This is a genomic window from Novosphingobium sp. EMRT-2, assembly GCF_005145025.1.
Classification (GTDB): Bacteria; Pseudomonadota; Alphaproteobacteria; order Sphingomonadales; family Sphingomonadaceae; genus Novosphingobium.
Genome location: NZ_CP039697.1, coordinates 596,458 through 611,966, shown reverse-complemented (window position 1 = coordinate 611,966; position 15,509 = coordinate 596,458). Strand labels below are relative to the sequence as shown.

Genomic DNA, 15,509 nt, shown 5'->3' with positions numbered 1-15,509 from the left:
GGTGTTGGCGGCGGCGGGCGATGGCAAGGCCTAGCGTCCGCCTTTGTGACAATTCTTGCCGAAATTGCACAGCGCGTACCGCAAATGGGCGATGCCGCGCCCATTGCCGGTTCCCATCATCGCCCGATCAACGAACACACAACAGGGAGCTTTATCATGTGGGGAACCCATCGCGGCGCGGCGCTGCTCGCCATCTGCGCAGCCGGAATCGCGGCCTCGCCCGCCCTTGCCGCCGAACCGGCGGAGACCGGCGCGCAGGATAGCGGCGCGCTCGACACCATTGTCGTCGTCGCGCGCAAGCGGCAGGAAAATGTGCAGAGCGTGCCGATCTCGATCACCGCGCTGACCGGCGCGGCGCTGCAGCAGCGCGGCGTGGCGCGCGTGGGCGACCTGGTCGGCTCGGTTCCCAACCTTACTCAAGACGGTGGCGGTTCGGTGCTCGGCGCGATGGGCATTCGCGGCATCGTTTCGCAGACGCGCAACATCGGCTTCGACAGCGGGCTTGGCGTCTATGTCGACGGCGTGCTGACGGTGCGCCCCAATGCGGCGGACCAGGAACTGCCCGACATCGCCACGCTGGAAGTGCTGCGCGGGCCGCAGGGCACGCTGTTCGGGCGCAATACCACGGCGGGCGCGATCAACATCACCACGCGCAAGCCGAGCCTTGACGGCATCGAGGCCAACACGCGCACCGCCTTTGGCAACCTGGGCACGATCGAGGCCAGCCTGTTCGCCACGGCGCCGATCGTCACCGACCGGCTGGGCGTGAAGATCGCCGGCTCCATCGCCACGCGCGATGGCTACATCACCAACCTGTTCGACGGGTCGAAGCTCAACAACCTCAACCGCAAGTCGCTGCGCGGCGGCCTGCTGTGGAAGCCGACCGAGACGCTGGAAGTCGCGCTTTCGGGAAGCTGGCTCAAGCAGGCCGACCGGCTGCTGCTGGGCCAGGTGGCCGACAACACTTCCGGCGGTCTTGCCGGGCTGCCGGGCTACTTCACCGATCCTTACACCGTCTCGCAGGACCATCCCAGCCTGCAGAGCCGCGAGATCTGGAGCACCAACCTCAACCTCGACTGGCACGTCGGCGGCTTCACGGTCACCTCGATCAGCGCCTATGGCGACAATCGATCACGCCTGATCGACGATGACGACGCCCGCCCGATCCCGCTGTCCACGTCCGACTTTCAGGACCGCGCCCGCCAGTTCACGCAGGAACTGCGGCTGGCTTCGCCCACGGGCGGCAAGATCGATTACCTGATCGGCCTGTACTACCTGCACCAGGATGCCGACGCCAACCGCGCCACCACGGTCAACGGCCCGCCGGGACCGGCCGCCTTCATCGGCGCGATCTCCAGCATCTCGAACCTCAGGACCAATGCCTATGCCGCGTTCGCCAGCGCCAACTGGCGGCCGCTGCCGGGCCTGACGATCAGCGGCGGCCTGCGCATCAACACCGAGAGCAAGGATCTGGTGTTCGACCAGACCAATTCCTCGTTCGTGCCGCTGCCGAACCTGTCCGCGCGCCTGCACCGCAAGGACAGCAACCTTTCGGGCAACGCCAGCGTGTCCTACGAAGTCGTGCCGGACACCCGCCTCTATGTCAGCGCCGCGCGCGGCTTCAAGAGCGGCGGCTTCAACCCGGACATCGTCGGCAGCACCGACATCAGCTTCGGCCCGGAAAAGGCGTGGTCGTTCGAGGCGGGCATCAAGTCCGATCTGTTCGACCACAAGCTGCGCATCAACGCGGCGGGCTTCTACACCGACTACAAGGACCTGCAGGTATCCGCGCTGGTCGGCGCGGCCTTCCAGATCCGCAATGCGGCGGCAGCGCATATCAAGGGCTTCGAAGTGGAAGTCACCGCCCGGCCGGTGCGCGCGCTCGAACTCAACGCGGGCGCGGGCTATACCGACGCGACTTATGCCGATTTCCCCGGCTGTGCCCCGGCCACGAACTGCGCCGGGCAGCGCCTGCCGTTCGTGCCCAAGCTCTCGCTCAACGCCGGCGCGCAAGTGACGCAACCGCTTGGCGACGGGCACCTGACCGGACGGCTGGACCTGTCGTGGCGGAGCGGCATCTACTACGAGGCGACCAACACGCCCGACGGCCGGCTGCCCGGCTACGTGCTGGTCAACGGGCGGTTGGGCTACAGCTTCGCCGGCGACCGGCTGACGATCGCCCTGTTCGGCCGCAACCTGTTCGACAACCGCTACCGCGACTACTCGTTCTACCTCGCGCCGTTCGCCGAACGGCTGGTGCGCTGGGCGCCGCCGCGCACCTACGGCATCGAGATGACCACGCGCTTCTGATGGCCGGCCGGCGGCACACGCCGCCGGTCCGCCCCCCTGAAATTCTCCGACCACAAGGATTCGCCGCCCCATGTCCAGACTTCCGCTCGCCATCGCGCTGGCCACCGTGATCGCCAGCCCGGCTTCGGCCCAGTTCCAGGACGCCATCGGCACGGCACCGCCGGTTCCGGCCGAGGTGATCTACACGCATGGCCATGTCGCCACGCCCGCCGGCTGGCAGACCGACATCGCCATCGCGCAGGGCACGATCGTCGCGGTAGGGAGCGAAAGCGAGGTCAAGGCGCATCGCGCCAGCGAAACGCGGATCGTCGATCTCAAGGGCATGACGGTGCTGCCCGGCCTGATCGACATGCATGTCCACGCGGTCGACGCCGGGTTGCAGGCCCGCGACTGCCGCTTTCCGCAAGGGGCCGACGCTGCCACGATCACGCGCACGGTCAAGGCCTGCGCGGGCGCGGCGCGCCCCGGCGCCTGGATCACGGGCGGGCAGTGGGACGCCTCCTCCATGGGCAGGACGCCGCCGCACAAGCGCCTGCTCGATGCGGTCGCGCCGACGACGCCGGTCGTGCTCCACGACATCAGCCTGCACAGCGTGTGGGCCAATTCCGCGGCGCTAAAGGCCGCCGGGATCACGCGCGCCACGCCCAACCCGGCGGGCGGCGTGATCGAGCGCGACGGCAAGGGCGAACCGACCGGCGTGCTGCGCGAAAATGCCGCCATCGCGCTGCTCAACACAGTGCCGGCCCCCAGCGAGGACGATCGCGTCGAAGCGCTGCGGACAGCCAGCAAGGCGATGCTGGCGCAGGGCATTACCGCCTACGAGGAAGCGCTGCTCGCCACCACCAACGCGCGCGTCTATGCCCGGCTCGCCGACGCGGGCGGACTGGCGCAACACGTGCGCGCCTGCATGTGGGACCGCGACCAGGCACTGATCGCCCAGCGCCATCGCTATGCCCGGCCGGGTCTGGAAATGGGCTGCGTCAAGATGATCCTCGATGGCGTGCCCACGGATTCGCACACGGCCGCGATGCTGGAACCCTATGCCGACGCGGCGGCGTTCGGCGATGCGGCCCGGGCAAAGGGTTCGCTGCTCTACGCGCCGGGCGAGATCGGCGCAAAGGTCGCGCGCTACGATGCGGCAGGGCTGGTCGTGAAGCTCCACGCGGCGGGCGACGGTTCGGTCAGCGCCGCGCTCGACGCGGTGGCCGCGGCGCGCAAGGCCAACGGCCCCTATGGCCCGCATCACGAGATCGCCCACGCCAATTTCGTGACGCCAGCCGATATCCAGCGCGCCCGCGCCTTGACCGCTACCTTCGAATTCTCGCCCTACATCTGGTTCCCCAGCCCGCCGGTGCGCGACGTGATCCGCTCGGTCGGCCCCGACCGCATGGCCCGCTTCACCCCGGTCCGCGACGCGATCGATGCCGGGGACCGCGTGGTGCTCGGTTCGGACTGGCCAGTGGTGCCGTCGATGTCGCCGTGGCTGGCGATCGAGACTCTGGTGACGCGCGAAGCGCCGGGCGGCGGCGGCGAAACGCTCGCCCCCGGCCAGAAGGTGAGCGTGGCCGAAGCCCTGCGCCTGATGACCGCCAACGCCGCGCGCCAAATCGGCCTGGGCGACCGGATCGGCACGATCGAAGCGGGGCGGCAAGCCGATCTCGTGGTGATCGACCGCGACATCTTCGCCATCGATCCGCACCAGATCCACGCGACCCGCGTGCTGCGCACGATCATTGCCGGCAAGGAGGCCTATCTGGCGCCGTGAACGCTGGCAAGAATATCGCAGACTATATTAGTCTTTTTTTTTAACTTGACCCATGAACACGGACTCGGTAAGTCCGTGTTCATGGCACATATCACCACCAGCGTCGAATACGGCATCCATTGCCTGCTGCTGCTCGTCGGCAACGAAGACCGGCCGATGAGCAGCCGCGATCTTGCCGAATTGCAGGGCGTTTCCGCCAGCTTCCTCGCCAAGATCTTCCCGAAACTGGAAAAGGCCGGGATCGTGAAGGCCAGCGAAGGCGTGCGCGGCGGCTACCTGCTGGCGCGGCCGGCCGATGCGATCACCTTTCTCGATATCGTCGATGCCATCGAGGGCGCCAAGCCGCTGTTCGACTGCCAGGAAGTGCGCGGCCGCTGCGCCGTGTTCGGCGGCGATGCGCCCGACTGGGCATTGGACGGCGTCTGCGCGATCCATGCGGTGATGCTGCAGGCGGAAAAGGCCATGCGCGATGCGCTGGCCGCGCAGACGCTGAGCGCCGTCGCCGGGCGCTTCGGCCGCAAGGCTCCACCCGCATTCTTTTCCGAAGTCAGCACCTGGATCGACGGACGCCTGACCGGCCGCACCGCGAAGAGCGGCAGGCCGGCGCGCGACGTGCCGGACTAAACGGGCGCGCCCGCGCGGCGCCCTCCCCCTTCCCCACCTGAACGTCTTTTCTCGGCCCCCTTTGCCGGGCCGCGCCGGGAAAGCGCCTGCACGCCATCCCTCTGCGGCGTTGCGGGACGATGAAGCGCGCCCGGCAAAAAGCAACAGAAGGAGAAATGCCATGACCCAGAAGATCGTGATCGCCGGAACCGGATTTGCCGGTGTCTGGGCAGCCCTGTCCGCCAGCCGCGCCATTTCGCTTGCCGGCAGGCAACAGGACGTGGAGGTGATCGTCGTCTCGCCCACCCCCGCCCTCATCATCCGCCCGCGCCTCTACGAAGCCGTGCTCGACAACATGAATCCCGACGTCGGCGCGCTGCTCGCCGCCGTGGGCGCACGGCACATTGCCGGCCGCGTCGAGACCATCGATGCCAATGGCCGCACCATCACCGTGGCGCGAGGCGACGGGGAACGCGAGACGATCGCCTATGACCGCTTCGTTCTCGCCGCTGGCAGCCAGCTGTTCCGCCCGGACGTTCCCGGCCTTGACCGCTATGCGTTCGATACCGACCAGGTCGCCACCGCCCACGCGCTGGACGCGCATCTGAAGGCACTGCCCGACCAGCCCGAGACGGAGGCGCGCAATACCGTCGTCGTCGCCGGCGGCGGGCTGACCGGCTTCGAGGCGGCCACGGAAATGCCGATCCGGCTGCGCGCCGCGCTGGGCGACAAGGCGAACTTCCGCGTCATCCTGATCGACACGGCGGATCGCCCCGGCGGATCGCTGGGAGACGAGGCGCAGCCCCATCTCGCCGAAGCGCTGGCCTTCAACGGCGTCGAAACGCGGACAGGCGTGCGGGTCACCGCGATCGAGGCGGACGCCGTGGTCCTCTCCTCCGGCGAACGGATCGCGACCAATACCGTCGTGTGGACCGCGGGCATGCGCGCCAGTCCGCTGGCCGCGCAGATCCCCGGCGAACATGACGCGATCGGCCGCGTCGTCGGCGATGCCTATCTGCGCGCACCCGCCGCGCCGGGCGTGTTCGTGACGGGCGATACGGTGCACGCCGGCACGGACGATGACGGCAATGTCGCCCCGATGTCGTGCCAGCACGCGCTGAGCCTGGGGCGCGTGGCGGGGCACAACGCCGCCGCCGAACTGGTCGGCCTGCCGCTGCATCCCTACAGCCAGCCCAAGTACGTGACCTGCGTCGACCTGGGCGACTGGGGCGCGCTCTACACCGAAGGCTGGGACCGGCAGGTGCGGATCACGCGTGAAGCGGCCAAGGCGATCAAGCAGGAGATCAACCGCGTGTGGATCTACCCGCCCGCAGCCGATCGCGACGCCGTGTTCGCCGTCGCCAACCCCGACTACGTGATCGTGCCCTGATGTCCGCAAGCCGGCGGTATTCCACGGATGCCGCCGGCCCCTATTCCGAAGGCCGCGGCCCGATGGCAAGCTATGGCGCGATATTCCCGGTCAGGGCGTTGAGCCGCCATGCCGCCACGGTCTGCATGCCTTCTGCCTGCAGAAGGGCGGCTTCGGCCTCGATGGCCTCGCGTTCGGCGTCGAGCACAGCCAGCGGCGGCTTGGCGCCCACGCGCGCTTCCAGTTGCGTCCCGCGCAGCGCTTCCGTGGCCGCATCGCGGCGCAGCCGGGAAGCCTCCGTCATGCGCCGCGCGGTCGCCAGGCCCTGCCACGCATCGATGACCATGCCCTCGAGCGCCTGTTCTGCCTGACGCAACCGCGCCTCGCTGGCGTCGAGATCGGCATCGGCGGCGCGGACCTGCGACGATACGCGCCCACCCGCCCACAGGGTCCAGCGTCCCCTGATGCCCACGGCGACCGTATCGGCCTTGTAGCCGGGGAAGAATTGGTCTCGCACATGCCCGGCTTCGGCAAAGGCGCCCACCGTCGGCATACCATCGGCCCGCGCCGAACGGGTGCCGGCCCGCGCGACATCGACGCCCGCTTGCGCCTGGTGCAGTGCGGGATTGGATGCGCGGGCCATGTCCATGGCTTCGTCGAGCGTCGGCGGCACGGCCGGCGGCTCGGCAAGCGGCGCCAGATCGCCCGCCGGTTTCCCGGTAAGACGCTGGTAGGCCGCTTCCGCGGACATCCGCCGGCCTTGCGCCTGCGCGAAACCCGCATCGGCCTCGGCCTTCCTGGCCCGCGTCTGGGCGAGGTCCGAACTCGCGATTTCGCCCGCCCGGAAGCGCAGCCCCGCCTGGCGCTCGGTTTCCGTCAGTTCCTGGACGAGCTGGCCATAGCGCGCCTCGAGCTTTCGGGCCGTCAACACCTCGGTATAGGTGCCGACAGCCGTGACGATGGTCTGCAGCCGCGCCTGTTCGGCGCCGAAGTGCGCCATCGCCGCACCGCCACGCGCCTGATCGATGGCGGACGACACCCGCCCACCCGCATAGAGCGGCAGTTCCGCCGTGGCCTGCAGTGCCAGCGGATTCACATTGTCCGCCGTGATCCCGAAAAAGCCGCCGTTGTCGATCCGGCCCGCGCCATAGGATCCTTCGACCCGCAGGAGCGGGTTGCTTTCCGCCCGCGCCCGATCCAGCCGGGCTTTCGCCGCCGCCTCGCCCGCATTGGCCTCGGCCAGCACGGGTGCGTTGGCGAGGGCATCGGCGATGGCGGCGGCGAGGTCCTGCGCCATGGCTGGGGGTACGGCCACGGCGCAGGAGAGCAGACAGGACAGCGGCAAGGATAGGGCCGAAGGCAGGGAGGAGAGCAACCTGGGCGGCATCAGGCGAGGCATGTCACACCTGCGTCAGTTGAAGGAGCTGCCGGGCCTGATCCCCAGCTTCTTGAAGATCATGGCCGCAGGGCAAAAGCCGGTGAAGCTGGCCTGAAACATGTTCGCGCCGGCAAAGGCCGTCAGCCAGAGGAAACCGGGGTGAACCCAATGGGCCAGGGCAAGACTGGCGAGCACGACCACTCCGGCGAAACGGAAAACCGCTGAATCAAGCGTCATCGCACCTCTCCCTTATTTGAAACGCAGCTTGCGGATGCCGAGCGCGTGCATGGCCAGCTTTTCGTAGAACGGCTCGCTGGTGCCGCGACGGACCTTGTGCAGGAAGTATTTCTCGAACCCGATCTTGGCGAGGTGCACCCACTTCCCGCTTGACGACCAGTTGAGATTGCGCGGCGGAATCTGCGGCTGGGCGACGAAGGCAACCCCGCCATCGCCGAAGTCGGCAAGGCACACGGCGTTCCAGGTCGCTTCCTCGACCGGCTCCTTGCCAGCCAGTTCGAGCGCAAGGTTCCGCGCGATCGCAGTGACCATCGATTCGATCATGAACCCGGTCTTCGGCACGCCCACCGGCACCGGTGTGGGGCCGACGGGCGGAATCGCGACGCATACGCCCAGCGAATAGACGTTGCGGAACGTGGGATTACGCTGGTGCTTGTCGGCAAGGATGAAGCCGCGCGGATTGGTCAGCCCCTCGATCCCCTGCACGGCGGCAACGCCGCGAAAGGCCGGCAGGATCATCGAATAGCCGAAAGGCAGCGCATGAGCCGACCTGACCGAGCCGTCGTCCGCCACCTCTTCCACATGCATCGTGCCCTCTTCCACCTTGGTGATGCGAGCGCTGGTGATCCACTTGATGTGCCGATCGCGCAGTTCGCTCTCCAGCAGCGTCTTGGTGTCGCCCACCCCGTCGAGCCCGAGATGGCCGACGTAGGGTTCCGGGCTGACGTAGGTCATCGGCACCTGATCGCGGATCTTGCGGCGGCGCAGTTCGGTATCGAGGATGAGGGCGAATTCGTAAGCCGGGCCGTAGCAGGAAGCGCCCTGCGCCGCGCCGACCACGATCGGCCGGGGGTTTTCGCAGAAGCGGTCGAAGGCGTCGGCCGCGTGGGCCGCGTGGTCGGTGCGGCAGACCGACTGGGTGAAGCCATCGGGGCCGAGGCCCTCGATTTCATCGAACGCCAGTTCGGGGCCGGTCGCGATAACAAGATAGTCGTAAAGCAGCGAGGTTCCGTCGTTCAGCTCGACGCGGTTTTCGGCAGGGTGGACGCGACGCGCTCCGACGGAGGTGAACCCGATGCCTTTCCTGGCCATGATCGGCGGCAGATGCACCTTGATCGCGTCCGGTTCGCGCCACCGCACCGCAACCCACGGGTTCGACGGCACGAACCAGTAGTCGTCCTGGTCGTTGACCACCATGACCTGCGCCTTGCCCTTCACGGCATCGCGGATTTCATAGGCGGCGATGGTGCCCCCAAGTCCAGCACCCAGAACGATGATCTGCGGCAACGACATTGCTCATTCTCCCGTAAGCCGGCGGCGGGCCTGGAACCCTCGCGGCGCTCACCCCGATCGACCGGATCCCTCCAGGCGCTCTATGTATCGTTCTTGACTTATATAAGGTATTTAGGATATGAGCAAGTGATAATGTATTGAGGCTGTCGCCCAACGCCGCGCGCAGCCCGCTGGAGGAAGGCGCACGCCATGGTTTTCGGTTTCGGAACGAACAGGGACATGCGGGGACATCTGTTTGCTTTCGCCGCCATCGGCATGGCGACGGCGCTCGGCCTGCCTCTCGCCGGCTGCGCCGACAGCGGCGAGACGACGCAGACGGCGAAGGCCCCCGCCGGCCCTCGCCTCACCCTTGCCATGCAGGACACCACGGCATGGCAGGACGTCAGCGCCGAAATCGCCACGGTCGACCAGGCACAGGTGATGGCGCGCATCCCCGGCATCCTCAGCACGCTGACGGTCAAGGCGGGCGACACGGTGGCGAAAGGGCAGGCGATCGGCCGGATCGTCGATAGCCAGCTAGGGTTCCAGGCCGGCGCCTATGGCGCGCAGGCAGCGGCCGCGCAGGCGCAGGCGGCGCAGGCGGCGGCGGACCTCCAGCGCGTCAAGTTCCTCCACGACAACGGCGTCTATGCCAAGGCCCGGCTCGATCAGGCGCAGGCCGCGGCCAGCGCGGCGCAGGCGCAAGTCCGCGCCGCGCAAGCGCAGCAGGCCGCCGTGGGCGCGGTGGCGGGGCAAGGCACGGTCGTCGCGCCGACCGCTGGCCGGGTGCTGCGCGCCGACGTGCCCGCCGGCGCGCCGGTTGCCCCCGGCATGGTGATCGCGGTGATCACCGCCGGGCCGACGATCGTCCGGCTCGAAATGCCCGAATCGCTCGCCGGCAAGGCCCATGCCGGATCGCGGGTGTCCGCGGCGGGCATGGGCGAAGGCCGGGTGATCAAGGTCTATCCGTCGGTCAACGCCGGCAAGGTGATGGCCGACGTCGACATGCCGGGCATCGACAACAGCCTGATCGGGCGGCGCGTGGCGGCGCGCGTCGAGATCGGGACGCGCAAGGCGCTGGTCGTCCCGGCCCGTTTCGTCACCACACGCTATGGCATCGATTACCTGACCGTTCTGGCCAAGGACGGCAGCGCAACCCAGGTTCCCGTCCAGACCGCGCCCGCCGAACAGGCGGACAGGGTCGAAATCCTTTCTGGCGCCAATCCGGGCGACACCATCGTTGCGGACACGGGCAAGGGAGCCGACCGCAAATGAACCTGGGCATTTCCGGCAGGCTGACGCGTGCCACGATCCAGTCGCCGCTCACCCCCCTGTTCCTGCTTGCCGCGATCATCGTCGGCCTCATCGCCACGATCACGATCCCGCGCGAAGAGGAGCCGCAGATCAAGGTGCCGATGGTCGACATCATGGTCCAGGCGCCGGGGCTATCGGCCTCGCAGGCCGTGGAACTGGTGGCCAAGCCACTGGAAACGATCGTCAAGAGCGTGGACGGCGTGGAGCACGTCTATACCCAGGCGCAGGACAACGGCGTGATGGTCACGGCGCGCTTCCTCGTCGGCTCCAATCCCGAAGACGCCGCGATCCGCATCAACGAGAAGATCGAGGCCAACAAGGATCGCATTCCCGTGGGCATTCCCGCGCCGCAAGTGACGGTGCGCGGGATCAACGACGTGCCCATCGTCGTGCTGACCCTGACGCCGAAGCCCGACGCCGCCGGCCAATGGGACGATCAGGCGCTGGCCGAACTGGCCGGCAAGCTCAGGACCGAGGTCGCCAAGGTCGATGACGTCGGCCTTACCTTCATTACCGGCGGGCAGCGCATGGCGCTGCGCGTGATCCCCGATCCGGCCAGGCTGGCGCTCTATCGCGTGCCTCTGGGCAACCTGATCGAAGCCGTCTCGCAGGCGAACCGCGCCTTCCCCGCGGGCACCGTGCGCGAAGGCGGATCGGCCGCACTGGTCGTGGCGGGGCAGACGCTCCGCGATGCGCAGGAGCTTTCCGCGCTGACCGTCCGCTCGGCGACGGGCGCGCCGGTCCTGCTGGGCGACGTGGCGCGCGTGGAACAGGCGCCAACGCAGGACCAGGCCCGTTCCTGGCGCTGGGCCAAAGCCGAGACCAAGGACGGGAAAGGCGCGTGGTCGATGGCGCCCGCCGTCAGCCTTGCCGTCGCCAAGCGGGCGGGCGCCAACGCGGTGACCATGTCCGAACAGGTGGTGCAACGCATCGACACGCTCAAGGGCACGCTGATCCCGGCTGGCGTCGATGTCGCCGTCACGCGCAATTACGGCGAAACCGCCAACGAAAAGGCCAACGAGCTGATCTTCCACCTCGCCCTGGCCACGGTATCGATCGTCATCCTGATCGGCTTCGCGATCGGTTGGCGCGAAGCCGGCGTGACGGCGATCGTCATCCCCACGACGATCATGCTTACCATGTTCGCATCGAACGTGATGGGCTTCACGATCAACCGCGTCAGCCTGTTCGCCCTGATCTTCTCGATCGGGATTCTGGTCGACGACGCGATCGTCATGATCGAGAACATCGCCCGGCACTGGGGCATGCACGACGGCCGCGACCGCATCACCGCCGCGGTCGAGGCAGTCGCCGAAGTCGGCAACCCGACGGTCATCGCCACGCTGACCGTCGTTGCCGCGCTTTTGCCGATGCTGTTCGTGTCGGGCCTGATGGGGCCGTACATGGCGCCAATCCCGATCAACGCCTCCGCCGCGATGATCTTCTCCTTCTTCGTCGCCGTCATCATCGCGCCCTGGCTGATGATCCGCTTCGCGCGCCAGACGCTGTCGCAGGGGCACGGGGACGAACACGGGGGCAAGCTGGGCGCGCTCTACAAGCGCTATGCCGCCCGCGTCATCGCCACGCCGCAAAGCGCCAAGCGCTTCCTGATCGGCGTGGGCGTGGCCACCCTCGTCGCCTGCTCGATGTTCTACTTCAAGGCCGTGACCGTGAAGCTGCTGCCCTTCGACAACAAGAGCGAGGTCCAGCTCGTGGCCGACCTGCCCGAAGGCACCAGCCTGGAAATGACGTCGCGCGTGTTGGAACAGGCGGCGGCCGTAGCGCGCAGCGTGCCCGAAGTCGTGTCGATGGAAGCCTATGCCGGCACGTCCGCGCCGTTCAACTTCAACGGGCTGGTGCGGCACTACTTCCTGCGCAACCAGCCCGAAATGGGCGACCTGATGGTCACGCTTCTGCCCAAGGGCGACCGCTCGCGCTCAAGCCACGAGATCGCGGTGGCGCTGCGCGAGAAGCTCCGGGCCATTCCCCTGCCGGCGGGCGGGTCGCTCAAGGTGGTAGAAACGCCGCCGGGGCCGCCGGTGCTCGCCACCTTGCTCGCCGAAATCTACGGCCCCGACGAGGCAACGCGGCAAAAGACGGCGAAGCAGGTGGAGACGATCTTCCGGTCGGTGCCCTATATCGTCGATGTCGACAACAGCTTCGGCGCGCCCCGGCCCACGCTGAAACTGATCCCCGACCGGGCGAAGCTCGATCACTACGGCCTGTCCGAACGCCAGCTCTTTGACAGCATCGGGGCGCTGCTGGGGACGCAAGTCGTCGGCTATGCTCCGCGCGCGGCCGATCACGATCCCTTGCCCATCGAGCTTTCGCTCGATCAATCGCAACGGTCATGGTCGTCGGCACTGGCGGCAACTCCCGTCGCGACGACACCGTCCGGGCAGTTGATCGAGCTGGGCGAACTGGTCACCGCTAAGATGGTGCCGGGCGAACAAGCGATATTCCGGCGCGACGGACGCGGGGCAACGATGGTCACGGCCGAACTCGCCGGGCGCTACGAGGCGCCGATCTACGGCATGCTGGCGGTTGACGACGCCATCGACAGCTTCGACTGGCAGGCGCACGGCCTGACCAGGCCCGACGTCATCCTGCACGGCCAGCCCGAGGACGAAAGCAGGCCGTCGCTGCTGTGGGACGGCGAATGGGAAATCACCTGGGTGACCTTTCGCGACATGGGCGGGGCGTTCATGGTCGCGCTACTGGGCATCTACGTGCTGGTCGTGGGCCAGTTTCGCAGCTTCACGATCCCGCTGGTCATCCTGACCCCGATCCCGCTGACCCTGGTCGGCATCGTGCTTGGCCACCTGCTGTTCCGGGCGCCGTTCACCGCAACGTCGATGATCGGCTTCATCGCGCTGGCCGGCATCATCGTGCGCAATTCGATCCTGCTCGTCGATTTCATCCGGCACACCCGATCGCCCGACAAGAGCCTGCGCCAGACCTTGCTGGAGGCCGGGATGATCCGCTTCAAGCCGATCGTGCTGACAGCGGCCGCGGCCATGATCGGCGCTTCGGTGATCCTGACCGATCCGATCTTCCAGGGTCTCGCCATCTCGCTGCTGTTCGGGCTGGCGTCCTCGACCCTGCTCACCGTTCTCGTGATTCCCGCGATCTACATCGTCCTGCGCGATGACGGCCAACCTCTGGCGGATTCTCCATCATGACACCGGCCGATCGTTCGGACCTCAAATCCAACGCCAACGCGATGGCGGCCCGGCTGAAGCTGATGAGCCATCCGGAGCGCCTGCTGATGCTGTGCCGGATGGATGAGGGCGAGGTTTCGGTCAATGAACTGGTCGAACTGTCGGGCCTGTCGCAATCCTCCGTCTCGCAACATCTGGCGCTGCTGCGGGACGAAGGCGCGGTCAGCACCCGGGGCGCCGCGCAAACCCGCTTCTACAGCCTGCGCGATCCCGTGGTGCGCGGGATCATCCATGCCTTGTGCGAACTTTGCGAACGGCACTGCGGCTGACGCTGGCCCCCTGACAATTCCGTAGCTGGACGCCGAAGCATGACGTTTCGCGCTGAAGATGCCATGATCGTTGCAAAAAGCAGGAAGGCAGCATCATGGTCACGCGCCGCGCGTTCGTATCGGGTTCGCTCAACGCCATCGTCGCGGCGGCCGTGCCAGCGCGGGTCTGGGCCGCCACGCGCGGCGGGGTGGACGTGGCCTACGTCAACGCGGCGGTGTGGACGGGAACGGGACCGGACGTGCGCACCGACGCCATCGGTGTGGCCGGCGGGCACATCGTCGCCATCGGCAAGGATGCGGTGCGCGCCGCGTCCAGCCCGCGCACGCAGGTCATCGACCTGCAAGGCGCGTTCGTGACGCCGGGGCTGATCGATTGCCATACCCATTTCACCATCGGGTCGATGGCGCTGTCGCAGCCCTCCCTGCGCGATGCGGCGACGCCCGACGAATTCGTGCAGCGGATCGCGCAAGCCGCGCGCGCGCTGCCCAAGGGCGAATGGCTGGAAGGCGGCAACTGGGATCAGGACCGCTGGGGCGGCAAGATGCCCACGCGCCAGTGGATCGACGCGGTGACGCCCGATACGCCGGTGGCGGTGATCCGCTATGACCTGCACATGATCCTGTGCAATTCGCTGGCGCTGAAGCTGGCAGGGATCGACCGCAACACCCCGGACATGCCCGGGGGCGTGATCCTGCGCGACGAGAACGGGGAGCCGACCGGCATCGTCAAGGACGCGGCCAAGGATCTCGTCCTGCGCGCGATCGCGAAGCCGAGTGAGGCCCGGCTGGACGCCGCCTTGCGGCAGGGCATCGCGCTGGGCCTGAGCAAGGGCGTGACCGAAGTCCACGTCCCCGAACTCGACTGGTCCACCTTCGAGAACACCCGCCGCCTGCGCGCGCAGGGCGAAACGGGGATGCGATTCTACAACTTCACCCCGCTGAAGGACTGGGAACGGCAGGCCGCCATCGTCGCGCAGGAAGGGCGCGGCGACGACTGGGTACGCTGGGGCGGGTGCAAGGTGGTGTTCGATGGCTCGCTCGGTTCGCGCACCGCGCTGATGTATCTGCCCTATCTCGACGAACCGCACGCGCACGGCATCATGGTGACCGACCCCAAGGACCTGAAGGCGTGGATGACCGGGGCGGACAAGGCCGGCCTGCAGGTGACCTCCCACGCCATCGGCGACGAGGCGAACGACATCGTGCTGGACACGATGGCGGCGGTCGCCAAGGCCAACGGCGCGCGCGACCGCCGCTTCCGCATCGAACATGCCCAGCACTTGCGCGAGGAAGCGATCGGGCGGTTCGCCAAACAGGGCGTGATCGCCTCGATGCAGCCCTACCACGCGATCGACGACGGGCGCTGGGCGGTGCGGCGCGTCGGCCCCGAACGGCTGCGCACCAGCTTCGCGGTCGGTTCCATGGTGCGCTCGGGCGCGCACGTCTGCTTCGGTTCGGACTGGCCGGTGGCCCCGCTCGATCCGCTGACCGGCATCTACGCAGCGGTGATGCGCGAAACGATCGACGGGCTCAATCCGCACGGCTGGTATCCCGAACAGCGCATTACCATGGCCCAGGCGCTGCGGGGCTATACCCGCGAAGCGGCCTACGCAGGCCGGGTGGAGCGGCAGCGCGGCGCGATCATGCCCGGAATGCAGGCCGATTTCGCGGTGTTCGACCGCGACCTGTTCCGGATCGACCCGGAAACGATTCCCCAGGTCAAGGTGCTGCGCACCGTGGTGGGCGGCACGCAGCGCTTCGGGTAGAGCGG

At 67.9% G+C, this 15,509-nt stretch carries 11 protein-coding genes; 8 read left to right on the top strand and 3 right to left on the bottom strand.

Annotated features, from left to right (window positions below):
• Positions 1–156 precede the first annotated feature (156 nt).
• The 4 genes from FA702_RS20680 to FA702_RS20665 all read left to right on the top strand — a co-directional run bounded on the left by FA702_RS20680 (position 157) and on the right by FA702_RS20665 (position 6,068).
• Positions 157–2,310, top strand: a complete 2,154-nt coding sequence (locus FA702_RS20680) for a TonB-dependent receptor (protein ID WP_168196170.1) — start codon at positions 157–159, stop codon at positions 2,308–2,310.
• 70 nt (positions 2,311–2,380) lie between these two features.
• Positions 2,381–4,075 carry an amidohydrolase gene (locus FA702_RS20675; protein ID WP_136957953.1) on the top strand — a complete coding sequence of 565 codons (1,695 nt, stop codon included), beginning with the start codon at positions 2,381–2,383 and terminating at the stop codon, positions 4,073–4,075.
• Positions 4,076–4,156: 81 nt separating this feature from the next.
• Positions 4,157–4,699: an Rrf2 family transcriptional regulator gene (locus FA702_RS20670; RefSeq protein ID WP_136957952.1), complete on the top strand. Its 543-nt coding sequence runs from the start codon at positions 4,157–4,159 to the stop codon at positions 4,697–4,699.
• Positions 4,700–4,859: 160 nt separating this feature from the next.
• Positions 4,860–6,068: an NAD(P)/FAD-dependent oxidoreductase gene (locus FA702_RS20665; protein ID WP_136957951.1), complete on the top strand. Its 1,209-nt coding sequence runs from the start codon at positions 4,860–4,862 to the stop codon at positions 6,066–6,068.
• Positions 6,069–6,138: 70 nt separating this feature from the next.
• Here the strand turns inward: FA702_RS20665 and FA702_RS20660 are convergent, their stop codons facing one another.
• The 3 genes from FA702_RS20660 to FA702_RS20650 form a co-directional block, all read right to left on the bottom strand.
• Positions 6,139–7,362 carry a TolC family protein gene (locus FA702_RS20660; RefSeq protein ID WP_255504866.1) on the bottom strand — a complete coding sequence of 408 codons (1,224 nt, stop codon included), beginning with the start codon at positions 7,360–7,362 and terminating at the stop codon, positions 6,139–6,141.
• A 96-nt stretch (positions 7,363–7,458) separates the two neighbouring features.
• Positions 7,459–7,662: a DUF2892 domain-containing protein gene (locus tag FA702_RS20655; RefSeq protein ID WP_124808326.1), complete on the bottom strand. Its 204-nt coding sequence runs from the start codon at positions 7,660–7,662 to the stop codon at positions 7,459–7,461.
• A gap of 12 nt (positions 7,663–7,674) precedes the next feature.
• Entirely contained in the window at positions 7,675–8,955 is a 1,281-nt protein-coding gene (locus tag FA702_RS20650) for an NAD(P)/FAD-dependent oxidoreductase (RefSeq protein WP_136957950.1), read from the bottom strand.
• Positions 8,956–9,174: 219 nt separating this feature from the next.
• On the opposite strand from FA702_RS20650, the gene FA702_RS20645 reads away from it, so the two are divergent.
• From FA702_RS20645 to FA702_RS20630, 4 genes are all read left to right on the top strand, one after another.
• Positions 9,175–10,209, top strand: coding sequence for an efflux RND transporter periplasmic adaptor subunit (locus tag FA702_RS20645; protein WP_136957949.1), 1,035 nt, complete (start codon positions 9,175–9,177; stop codon positions 10,207–10,209).
• Positions 10,206–13,430 carry an efflux RND transporter permease subunit gene (locus FA702_RS20640; protein WP_136957948.1) on the top strand — a complete coding sequence of 1,075 codons (3,225 nt, stop codon included), beginning with the start codon at positions 10,206–10,208 and terminating at the stop codon, positions 13,428–13,430. The genes FA702_RS20645 and FA702_RS20640 overlap by 4 nt, the downstream gene beginning before the upstream one ends.
• Positions 13,427–13,738, top strand: a complete 312-nt coding sequence (locus FA702_RS20635) for a helix-turn-helix transcriptional regulator (protein ID WP_136957947.1) — start codon at positions 13,427–13,429, stop codon at positions 13,736–13,738. The genes FA702_RS20640 and FA702_RS20635 overlap by 4 nt, the downstream gene beginning before the upstream one ends.
• A 95-nt stretch (positions 13,739–13,833) precedes the next feature.
• Positions 13,834–15,504, top strand: a complete 1,671-nt coding sequence (locus tag FA702_RS20630; RefSeq protein ID WP_136957946.1) for an amidohydrolase — start codon at positions 13,834–13,836, stop codon at positions 15,502–15,504.
• Positions 15,505–15,509: the final 5 nt, after the last annotated feature.

Bases quoted from the DNA above. Each gene is read 5' to 3' on its own strand.
- FA702_RS20680 (WP_168196170.1), top strand. From the start codon at position 157: ATGTGGGGAACCCATCGCGGCGCGGCGCTGCTCGCCATCTGCGCAGCC.
- FA702_RS20675 (WP_136957953.1), top strand. From the start codon at position 2,381: ATGTCCAGACTTCCGCTCGCCATCGCGCTGGCCACCGTGATCGCCAGC.
- FA702_RS20670 (WP_136957952.1), top strand. From the start codon at position 4,157: ATGGCACATATCACCACCAGCGTCGAATACGGCATCCATTGCCTGCTG.
- FA702_RS20665 (WP_136957951.1), top strand. From the start codon at position 4,860: ATGACCCAGAAGATCGTGATCGCCGGAACCGGATTTGCCGGTGTCTGG.
- FA702_RS20655 (WP_124808326.1), bottom strand. From the start codon at position 7,662: ATGACGCTTGATTCAGCGGTTTTCCGTTTCGCCGGAGTGGTCGTGCTC.
- FA702_RS20650 (WP_136957950.1), bottom strand. From the start codon at position 8,955: ATGTCGTTGCCGCAGATCATCGTTCTGGGTGCTGGACTTGGGGGCACC.
- FA702_RS20645 (WP_136957949.1), top strand. From the start codon at position 9,175: ATGCGGGGACATCTGTTTGCTTTCGCCGCCATCGGCATGGCGACGGCG.
- FA702_RS20640 (WP_136957948.1), top strand. From the start codon at position 10,206: ATGAACCTGGGCATTTCCGGCAGGCTGACGCGTGCCACGATCCAGTCG.
- FA702_RS20635 (WP_136957947.1), top strand. From the start codon at position 13,427: ATGACACCGGCCGATCGTTCGGACCTCAAATCCAACGCCAACGCGATG.
- FA702_RS20630 (WP_136957946.1), top strand. From the start codon at position 13,834: ATGGTCACGCGCCGCGCGTTCGTATCGGGTTCGCTCAACGCCATCGTC.